Genomic DNA, 10,347 nt, shown 5'->3' with positions numbered 1-10,347 from the left:
AGCCTGTTTGTTCATTGCGAAGAACCTTTCTGTAAATACCAAACTGGTTTACGGCTTCATCAAACCACCCTGTATCTCCAGTTATGGCTCCGGTCCTTGCCATACAGGTGGCATAGCCCTGGAGAACCAGTACCGAAATTCTGCATTTGCGGCCGTCATCCGGTGCAACCACAGCACCGTCTATGTCCCGTCCGATACTATCCCTTAATTCGGCAGCAAACCTGACAAGACCCTCAAGGTATTTTTCCTCCCCGGTGCTGATCCATAAATTGTATGGAAGACATGTGTAAAATTGTTTGCGGCTGAAGCGAATAGTTCCCTGTTTCTCTCTGCCGGATATGGTACTCAGCACATATTCCTGATAGGCAGGTCGACCGAACGCCGGGGAACAGTAGAGCAGACTTTCAAGGAACAGGTCATTTGCAAGAGTTTGGGGCATACAGTCTTTTCGTGCGGTTCTCTGAAAGACCACTTCAACAGCGCGCCCGAGGATTTCTTTTTCGATGTTCATAAGCGTATGGCCTTTCCGAACGGAAGTTCTACCAGCAATTCTCCTTTGCCCGATTGCAGGCTCTGATGGATTCCATTCAACAACAGGCTGTCAGGAAGCATGTCGGTAGTTTTTCCTTCCGGCTGTCTTCCTTCTTTTACTGCCAGGGCAAAATCTTCAAAACACATGCGCACTGAAAGGGATGCCTTGTTAGGGTCTTCTTTTGACAGGTTTTGCCATCTGCCTGATGCATCAATGATTTCGAGCAGGTTGTTGGCGCCGAGCCGTATCTGGCCTTTTTCTCCGATGAAAAGAATGCTCCATGCTCCGTTTTTGTCATAAAAATCTGGGGTAGTTGCAATTCGTACGGGGAAGTCTTCCATGGCGCCCATGATAATACCGCTGCTTATGGCAGAAGCAGGAACTGCTGTTTCCTTCCTGCTAATTCGGATAGCCAGAAGCGGTTGCGACAACAGCCATTGCATCAGGTTCAAAATGACGAGCAACGGAGCTTCCGGAAGATTCGGGGAGAAGGGCAACAGAGGATCGTTTTCGGGTTGATTGATTTGTACCTGAACCGAACTGATTTTTCCGATACGTCCTGATAATAGAAGCTCCCGTGCGGAGAAACAGGCAGGCAGAAACCGGTGATAATGGGCAATTCCTGCCGGTACGGTTACGGAAGAGGCCGTCTTTTGCAGGGTGTCGAAGGCGGAGATTCCTTCATTGTAGGGAGCTTCTGCCAGAACTGGAATTCCTGCCGTCAATAACCTGATGATATGCTTTTGCCTCTGGCGGTAACCCCTTTCAATCCATGCGGCAGAAACCTTTCGCCGTATTGCCCGGGCCGGTGAATACCTTACCAGCCTGATGCCGGAAGACGGTTTGAGCATTTCCTTCAGCTGTTCAAATCGTCCGGCAGAGCAAATGGCTGCAAAGACAAATTCTTTCGATTCGATACCTGCTTTTTTTCTGATGGTATGTGCCTGATTCCTGATGGCAGGCAGGGAAAAAAGTCCTGCCATCAGCAACGCACTTCGCTCTATAAAACTCCTTCTGTTCATTGAATCAGGAAATGATAATTTCCTGCACCGGCTTCAAATTCCAGATAATCTTTTTCCTGCTTTACAAAGGTAAGCCCTCTGGAAGATTTTTCCCGCTTACTGTTTTTCCAGACAAGTATTCCGCTCTCTGTGATTTCGGTATTCTTTTCCGGATCAAATGGAACTCTTATTATTCCGGAAGTGTTAGCAGGAATCCGCAGGTCTATCTGCATCTGGGCCTGGTTCTTTTTCCAGGCAATGGAGGCCGGTCCGTATCCTGTCATCAGCTCGGCTGATGCATAGGTGAGATCTCCTGCAGGCCTTGGGTGGAAAATGATTTTTTTGAATCCGGGCTGACTGATGTCGGGTTGTATACCGGCCAGATATCGGTAATACCATTCACCTACACTTCCATAGGCAAAATGATTCCGTGAATTCATGCCTTCGGGCCTCTCTGTATCACTGTTCCACAATTCCCAGATGGTGGTAGCACCTTTCTTAACCATATATCCCCATGAAGGATAGGTGGTTTGGGTAGCGACTTTCCAGGCAAGATCATGGTATCCGTAATCGCTCAGCAGAGGGAGCAAATAGGCGGTTCCCATAAAACCGGTAGTAAGATGGGTATCCCGCTGTACCACATTTTCTGCAACCTTCTTGATCAGATCGGTGCGCAGATTTTCAGGGGCCAGGCCAAAGGCAACCGGCAGAAGGTTCATGGTCTGGGTATTGGCAATATAATGCCCTGAATCAGGATAGAAGTATTTTGCATTGTAAGCCTGGGCAATCAGCGGCAGACGATTGGCAAGAGCCGTTGAATCTTCCTTCTTCCCAAGAATTCCGGCAATTTCGGAAAGCAGTTTTGTGCTGTAATAGTGGTAAAGCCCGCCCGTAGGCTTGGTCGGACTGGGCACAACGGCTACCCAGTCTCCGTATCCACCCCAGTCGCCGTCGCCGAATTCGTACAGGTTGTTTTTTGCCCTGGCGTCCATGTAGTGAACCCATTTTTTCATGGCTTCATAATTTTCTTCAAGAACAGAGCGGTCACCTGAAAATAAATAGGTTACATAGGGAACCACCACTACGGCATCGCCCCATCCCGGTTTGGCAGGACCTCCAACCACTATAGCCGGATTGACATCATACACATATCCTGATGTATCCTGGCAGTCAGCTATATCGCGCATCCACTTCACGAAGAAGCGGTTCATGTCCATGTTGAAAAAAGCTGTGGGGGCAAAAATCTGGGCATCGCCCATCCATCCGAGGCGTTCATCACGCTGGGGGCAATCGGTCGGAACACTCATCATGTTGCCTCTTTGTCCCCAGGTAATGTTTTTCCAGATCTGGTTCAGCAGGGTATCGGAACATTCAAATTTTCCTCTGAAAGGCGCTGAAGAATGAATTACAATGCCGGTCAGCGTTTCCCCGGCGGGTTTTTCCTTTAGCCCAGTAACCTGAACATACCGAAATCCGTGGTACGTAAACATGGGTTCCCAGATCACTGTTCCTTGTCCTTTGCAGATATACCGGTCGGTCGCTTTTGCCTGGCGCAGGTTTTCCTGTGCCACCGTTCCGTCATCGTGGAGGAGTTCGGCAAACCGCATTTCTATGATCGTACCTGCCGGAGCCTGAACAGATAACCGTGCCCATCCGACCATATTTTGTCCAAAATCAAAAACAAATATTCCTTTTTTAGGTTCGGTAATGTTCACGGGGGAAATCTGCTCCGATTCGCGGATCGGCGGATCCTGCTGGGCAACCAGTTTCACATGGAAGGTATCCAGTACGGCAACCTTTGTCCAGCGCCCGGCTGTAGAACCGGCTTTCGACCAATCGGGAATTTCCATCCGTGCATCGTAGGTTTCGCCATGGTAAATGTGATTGTAAACAACCGGTGAATCAGTGAACTGCCAGCTTGTGTCGGTAGGTATTACTTCCGATGTTCCGTCAGCAAATGTGAGGCAAAGCTGACCCTTTAACCGCAGGGGACCGTTGCTGTATGTGGAACCTCCCTGCCATCCGAGACCGCTGCTCCACCACATATTTCCGAGAACAGCACCCCAGGCATTCGGTCCTTTCTGCATCATTCCGGTAACATCGTAAATCTGGTACTGAACTTTTTGCCGGTAATCGGTCCATCCCGGTGTAAGCAGATCAATGCCAACACGCTGTCCATTAATGAACGCAACATAGTTTCCCAGACCCGTTATGTATAACCTGGCAGATGCCAGTTCCTTGTCAATAGAAAACTCTTTTTTCATCAGCACGGAACGGGGTGGACGGGAATCAACGGGTCTGACTGCCGTAATCCAATCTGCCTTCCAGTCATCCTCTTTCAGGAAGGCCGTTTCAAACCATTGAACATCGCTCCATGCTGATACTTCTCCGCGATGGTTCCAGTATCTTACTTTCCAGTAATAGCGGGTTGCCGACTGAAGAGGCTTTCCGCTGTATGGCACAAACTGAGATACGTCGGAACGCACCATACGGCTGTCCCACATATCGGGTTTCCCGGAAGTGAGTTTTTCAGGGGCAGTAGCCACCATGATCTGCCAGGCTTTCTGAAGAGCCATGCGGATTGTATCATTCATTGCCCATGAAAACCGCGGGGTCGGAGTATCAATTCCGAGGGGATTTTCATCGTATTCACACCGGAGCATTACTGGCTTGCCCGAATAACGCGTACAGGAAATCAGCAGAAGAATCAAAGGAAATACAAGCGCAAGTTTTTTCATATTCATGAAGTTAAGTTGGTTCGTATTTATTTTTCCACTAAATATAGAAACATTTTTGCTGCATGAAACAAACTTTCACGAGTTTTTATGATGCCGGCCCATCTTCCGGTATTGGCCTATAATGAAAACCAGTAATTTAGTTTTATCAGAAAAACATTGTTAGGAAAATCGCTGGCAAGGGACTTTAATCCGTCGGCAAAACGCAGAGCAGGATCATTGTCTGAACCGGTTCGGCCCTGTGACCACACAAAATACAATGATGAACCTGCTTTATATTCCCAGCGTGCAACCAGATTGGACCTGAATTGCCTGAAAAGGAAATCCGGGCGCTGTATCACATAGTCCACCATATTGTCATAATTTTCATCGACAGCAATCTCCGGCTGCTGTGAGGGTTTTTCGGGAAGATTTCTTGCGATATAGGAAAAACGATCGTAATATGAGGCCGCAACAGGATTGGTTATTCGTTTGTAATCATTGTAACTGGCCGAAGCCAAGAAGGGCGAACCGTAATACTGAATGGTAAGTCCGGGAAGTATCGTATAGTCGATGCGAAGGGTCATGTTGATCCGCTCCTGTTCAAGCGATGCAGTAATATAACGTGTATCTGTGCCGAAAGGAATACTGGTTATATACTGCATGTCATTTGTACTGAAAGAATAGGAAAAATACGAACTCATCTGGAGGGCCCGGGTTAGTTTAAAATTCAATCCGGGTGCCAGATACAGACTTTGCTGATTGATTTCATCAGCTGAATAAATACTGCTGTTAATGCTAAGGCTTACTTTGCGGGCATAGTTTGTTCCTAGACTCAGAAAACCTGTCCATCCGCCGGGCTCTTTCATAGACGGGCCGCCACGCAGGATGTCATTTTCATACGATGGTCTGTACCGGCTTACATGAAAATTTACCGACCACATATTGCTGAACTGTGCTGATGCCCCCAGGCTCAGGGAGGAGCTCTGCAGTCTGCCTCCGAAATCCCACCGGTTGAATTGTCCGAACCCCAGATGATAAGAGCGGAAAATCAGCTCAGGTTCTGTTTTAACATAGGAAAGAGAAGTGCTTTGTTCAATTTTGTCGGTTGAACGGAGATATCCTATATCGTTCAGCTCCAGACCAGGAGAACTCCAGCTGAAACTTTCGGAAAACCGCCAGGGGCCGTTACTTCCTTTACCGAATTCAATGCTTCCGGCTGTTCCGGTAAGGGAAGTCCTGTTACTGTCGAGTTGAACATAAGGAGCATCCGGCCGCTGAAAGTAACGGGCAGGGGATGTCTGTGCCCTGTATATCGCTTCTTTCGACCCCCGGATGTGGCTGATAACGGATTCAACGTCGAAATAAAAAGTCTTTTCCTTCATGTATTGCCTGAAATCGATTCCAGCCGAATATGCCCCGCGGTTCAATTCTTCAGTTGAAGGAGAGTCTGTATTTCGGTTTACCGCTGTAATGATTCCACCAAAAACGGTGTTGGCATCATTCAGATCTTTTTCAACCCTGGCTACGAAATAGTTTGTATAGGGTTCAACAAGTTCTTTTCGCTGACTGATGCCGTTTGATATGTTTGCATATTCTTCCGAGGTAACGCTTTCAATGATGCCAAGTGAAAGACCCTGTGAGTTTTTACCTGTCAGCTTTAATGCGCCCAGGATTTTTGTATACTGTGGCGAATGGATATATTCTCCTTCATGTAGTTCTGGCCGGATGCTGGGAGCATGACCTATCCTCCGGGTATAAACAAGCTGCTGGCCGCTGGTAGCAAACTGGTAAATATTGCGCCCTTCGAGGAAGAAAGGCCGTTTTTCTTCAAAATACGTTTCATAGGCACTGAGATTCAGTACCGAAGGGTCTGCCTCCACCTGGCCGAAATCCGGCAGAATGGTAAAATCCATTGTAAAATCGGATGCTAAACCAATTTTGCCGTCCAATCCGGCTGAGAAATCTTTTCGTCCGGCATTGGCAAACGGATCTCCCTGAGTTTGTTGTGTGTGGTTTAACCGGGCAAGAGAGTAGGGCAGAAGTTCTATTCTTCTGGACTTCGGTATATCACGAATTCCATGCAGTTCTCCGAAATTATACACCGGCCCGGGAGAATCCCGGGGAATCAGATTCCACTGGCATTCCTCCTGATAACGGTTTATCCACCGCCAGGCATGAAGCCCCCAGACCTGCTCATTTTCAGTGCTATATCGAAGCTGGCTCAGGGGAATCTGCATTTCAGCCGTCCATGCAGAATCTTCCAGCGCTGTTTTTCCATACCATACGGCATCCCAGCTCAGATCAACTCCCTGATTGGTAAGTAACAGGTCAATCTTGCCTCCTCCTGCCGTGAGGTTGAATTCAAATCCTGTGCGGTAATCATGGTAAGAATCAAAGCAGATTCCAACAACATCGCCGGTAAACATATCCCTCCTGCCCATCTGCCGGTCAATTTTGTCGGGTTGATTGTCATAGGCCCTGATAGCAACATAAATGTTGTGTTCATCGTACAGAATCTTGATTTCTGTTTTCTGGGAAGGAACGGCTCCCTCTACCGGCCTCTGCTGAACAAAATCTCCGGCCCAGATCCCTTCGTCCCAGCAGGCATCATTCAGTTTGCCATCGATTTTTGGGGGAGCTGTACGGATACGTTTTGTTTCATATACTCTTTGTCCGGCTTTCCCTTTCAATGGGAAAATCCTTTCACCCGCCCACCCCGCAGAAGAAAAAGGGAAAAGCAGAATCATCGAATACAGAAAAACAACACCAAATGACCTGTACTTCATGAGCCGCTGATCTTTCGTGATGGGCGTAAAATAATAAAATATCCGGTTTTTCCACAAGGACACTTGTCAATAAAACGTCTTTTCCCTATACTTGTAATATTAATTCATCCTATCCATGAGGCATGCTATAATCATTTTCCTTTCTGCTGTATTGCTGTTTTCATGTTCCCGGAAAAAAGACACTGTCAGTCTTGTTTCTGATTTCACTGATCTGGCTGCTTATTTTAAAGATCCTCCTGCTTCCTTCCGCACCCAGCCTTTCTGGGTATGGAATGACAGTATTACAAAAGAGCAGATTGATGAACAGCTTGCTGATTATAAAAAGAAAGGATTCGGGGGGCTTTTCATTCATCCGCGGTATGGATTGGTTACGGAATACCTTGGAAAGGAATGGTTTGAGTTATACAGGTATGCAACAGAAAAAGCAAAGAAACTGGGGCTGGAAATATGGATTTATGACGAAAACTCCTTCCCGAGCGGCTTTGCGGGTGGTCTTGTTCCGGCACAAATGCCCGAGTCGTACAATCAGGGTCAGGGTCTGTCATGGAAAACTGCCAGCATCCTGAAACCGGAACCCGGAAAGATATATCCGTTCATTTTCAGAAAAGAAAAAAAACAATGGAAGGATATTACGGCCGATACAGCCAGATACAAGGGAAAAAAAGGAGAATTTGCACTGGTGGAACTTACCTTTTATGAACGTTCCAAATGGTATGCCGGATTTTCCTACGTTGACCTGCTCAAACCCGGAGTTACGGAAAAGTTTATTGAAGTAACCATGTCAGGGTATGAAAAAAATCTGGGACCTGAACTGGGAAATACCATTAAGGGCACCTTCACCGACGAGCCGAATATCAATCCTCCCGGCAGAAATGCTGTGCGGTTTACACCCGATCTCTTTGATGAGTTTAAAAAGCAATGGGGTTACGACCTGAGACTTTACCTCCCGGGCCTTTTTGAAGAAACCGGTGACTGGATGAGAGTAAGGCATAATTACCAGAGCACCCTGCTCAAGTTATTTATTGAACGCTGGTCAGTGCCCTGGAACAAGTATTCGGTTTCAAAAAAACTTATCTGGACAGGCCATTACTGGGAACATGGATGGCCCTGGCTGGCCGACGGACCTGACAACATGGCCATGTATGAATACCACCAGATGCCTGGCATTGATATGCTGTTCAATACCATAGACCAGGAAAAATTCCCGGTTCAGTTTGGTAACATCAGGGCAGTGAAAGAACTTTCGAGCATAGCCAACCAGCTCGGAAAGAAACGTACCCTTAGTGAAACGTATGGAGCTTCCGGCTGGGAGCTTACCTTTAATGATATGAAACGGCTTGGCGATTGGGAATATGTGCTGGGAGTCAATTTTATGAACCAGCACCTTTCCTATATGTCTGTTGCCGGTGACCGGAAACACGATTTTCCGCAAAGTTTTTCGTACCATACTCCATGGTGGGATCTTTATAAGGTGCAGAGTGACTATTTCGGACGACTCTCACTGGCGCTTTCATCCGGTGATCAGGTAAACAGAATTCTGGTGATTGAGCCAACAACCACGGCATGGATGTATTATAAGCCAGGACGGAACAATCCTTTGCTTGACAGTATCAGTCGGTCGTTCCATCAGCTTCTGGCCGGTCTTGAAAAATACCAGATCGAGTATGATCTCGGCTGTGAGAATTCCATGAAAAACAATGCCAAAGTGGAAGGGAACAGACTGGTTGTCGGGAATCGCTCCTATAATGTGGTTATCCTCCCGCCTTTTACCCGGAATCTTGACAAACCCGTCAGAGACCTTCTAAAACAATACCTGTCGTCTGGCGGCAAATTGGTGGCAGTGGGGGCCAGGCCTGATCGCACTGACGGAACATCGGATCAGGAATTGGCTGACTTCCCCGTCGTTTTTGCAAAACAATGGATTGCAGTTCCGGCATTGCCCGATGAAGCCCTGCTCCCTTTATTGAGGGAAAAGGAATGCTGGTTCGAAAATCCGGGAAATATCACCGGTACCTTATACCACATGCGCCGGATACTGAGCGACGGGCAGTTGCTATTTCTTGTCAATACCCATCATGACCAGAACGCCAGGGGAACCGTTCATCTGAAAGGTTCTTATTTGTACGAACTGGATGCCCTTTCAGGTAAAATCTTCCGGTATCCTGCCCAGACTGAAGATACCATGGTACGTGTATCCTTCAGCCTGCCGCCTTCCGGCTCCCTTCTGCTTTTTGCCAGCAATAAAAAACATATCTATCCGGTCAGAAAATTTGTGCCGGAAACTATGCATCCGCTTCCGGTCATATACAATAAACCCGCCCGCTTGTCACCCAATGTCATTGCTCTGGATTATTGCAGCCTGCACCTCAACGGAAAACCCGATACCTTCCTCTATTTCTATTCGGCGGGCGACATGATCTGGCAGGCCCATGGATTTCCGGATAATCCATGGGTTTCATCTTCCCAATTTAAAAAGCAGTTGGTGGAGAGCGATACCTTCTCACCAGGAACCGGTTTTTCAGTATCTTATCCTTTTAAGGTCGAAAAAGGCACCAGTATAAGCAATATGAAAGCTGTTGTAGAAAGGCCCTGGCTATGGAAAGTCTCGGTTAACGGGAAAGAAGTAAAACCAACAGCCGGCCAGTGGTGGCTTGACAAACGTTTTGGAGTATATGATATTAGCCAGGCAGTAGTTCCCGGAAAAAACATTCTGGGTTTGAGCATTTCTCCCATGCGGATATTTGCTGAAATCGAACCGGTATATATACTGGGTGATTTTTCCGTATGGCCCGACACCTCAGGCTTTTTCCTTGCGCCTTCCGTCAGGCTGGAGTATGGACCATGGAAAACACAGGGCTTGCCTTTTTATGCCGACAGGATTTCATATTCCGGTACATTTAACCTTCAGAAAAAAACAAAAAACATTCAGATTCAGCTGAAAAACTGGAATGGTACCGTAGCCGAAGTGAAAATCAACGGGAAGTCAGCCGGAGTCATTTTTTCTCCGCCGTATGTGCTTTCACTGGAAAATTGGTGTAAAAAAGGTGAAAACAAAGTGGAAGTTATCGTGTACGGATCGCTGAAGAATCTTTTGGGGCCATTCCATTTTGTGCGGCAAAGAGGCATTGTAACTCCCTGGAGTTTCAAATATGCACCTGCTGTTCAGCCTTCCGGCAATCAATATGATCAGCTCGATTACGGCCTCAATGAGGAGTTTGTAATTGCGGCAGGTCAGGAATAAGAAAGAACAAAAACAATGTTCTGCCAATGAAATCTCTTTTTTACAGTTTGCTTTTTGCTGTCATTCCCTT

The 10,347-nt window shown here is 47.1% G+C and carries 5 protein-coding genes; 1 reads left to right on the top strand and 4 read right to left on the bottom strand.

Translation table 11 applies throughout. From position 1 onward, the window contains the following. From GX419_01690 to GX419_01675, 4 genes are all read right to left on the bottom strand, one after another. On the bottom strand, positions 1-511 hold a 511-nt coding region (locus tag GX419_01690), incomplete at its 3' end, for a hypothetical protein (GenBank protein ID NLI23403.1). Continuing rightward, on the bottom strand, positions 508-1,554 hold the full coding sequence (locus tag GX419_01685) for a hypothetical protein (GenBank protein NLI23402.1): 1,047 nt from the start codon (positions 1,552-1,554) through the stop codon (positions 508-510). The genes GX419_01690 and GX419_01685, both read right to left, overlap by 4 nt. Then, positions 1,551-4,271, bottom strand: coding sequence for a family 78 glycoside hydrolase catalytic domain (locus tag GX419_01680; GenBank protein NLI23401.1), 2,721 nt, complete (start codon positions 4,269-4,271; stop codon positions 1,551-1,553). Before GX419_01680 ends, GX419_01685 begins: the two co-directional genes overlap by 4 nt. 116 nt (positions 4,272-4,387) lie before the next feature. After that, positions 4,388-7,036 (bottom strand): carbohydrate binding family 9 domain-containing protein, encoded by a 2,649-nt coding sequence (locus GX419_01675; GenBank protein NLI23400.1) that lies wholly within the window; start codon positions 7,034-7,036, stop codon positions 4,388-4,390. Positions 7,037-7,151: 115 nt separating this feature from the next. Between GX419_01675 and GX419_01670 the strand changes: the two genes are divergently transcribed. Then, a complete protein-coding gene (locus GX419_01670; protein ID NLI23399.1) occupies positions 7,152-10,277 on the top strand; it encodes a hypothetical protein in 3,126 nt (1,041 codons plus the stop codon). Positions 10,278-10,347: the final 70 nt, after the last annotated feature.

The organism is Bacteroidales bacterium, from assembly GCA_012517825.1.
Lineage (GTDB): Bacteria > Bacteroidota > Bacteroidia > Bacteroidales > JAAYUG01 > JAAYUG01.
Note: the sequence above shows the minus strand (reverse complement) of the source record. Positions and strands in the feature narration are given on the sequence as shown.